A 640-nucleotide genomic window follows, 5' to 3' on the forward strand; every position below is an offset into this window, starting at 1 on the left:
CCACCCGAAAAACCGTCGCCCGCAACGGAATCTCCACAGCCAAATCAAACGAATAACACGCCGCCGACTCAACCGCCTCCGCCAACCGGCCCGGCGACCAGCCGTCCGTCCGCACCACGTCCCACGTGATGGCGCATTGGCTGGGCGGTCGGACGATCTGTTGGGGAGTGCCCTCGGGCGCGACGAACACCGTGCGCAGGCTCTCGTGGCGGGCCACCACGTCACCCAGCGCGGCGCGCAATGCGGCGACATCCAGGCGCCCTTTCAGTCGCAGCGCGGCGGCCATGTTGTAGACGGGCGAGGGCCCGTGCAGCTGGTCGATGAACCACAACCGGCTCTGGGCGAACGACAACGGCACGGTCGCCGGCCGTTCCCGAGCCGTCAGCGGCGCCAGCCCGCCCCCGCAGGTGCCGATGCGGGGCGCCAGCTGTGCCACGGTGGGGGCCTCGAACAGCGCACGCACCGAAAGCGCGGTATCCAGGCCACTATTGACGGCCGCGATCACCCGCATCGCCGACAGCGAGTCCCCACCCAAATCAAAGAAAGAGTCATCGATGCCGACGCGCTCGACGCCGAGGACTTGGGCGTAGATGCCGGCGAGGATCTCCTCGACGGCATTGGTGGGGGCGCGGTAGCCGGA

The 640-nt window shown here is 68.9% G+C and carries 1 protein-coding gene; it reads right to left on the minus strand.

What is annotated here, in order from left to right; translation table 11 throughout:
• Positions 1-640: condensation domain-containing protein (locus tag WU80_RS24805; protein ID WP_156349777.1), on the minus strand; the 640-nt coding region annotated here is incomplete at both ends.

The sequence above is a fragment of the Mycobacterium sp. UM_11 genome (genome assembly GCF_001414075.1).
Lineage (GTDB): Bacteria > Actinomycetota > Actinomycetes > Mycobacteriales > Mycobacteriaceae > Mycobacterium.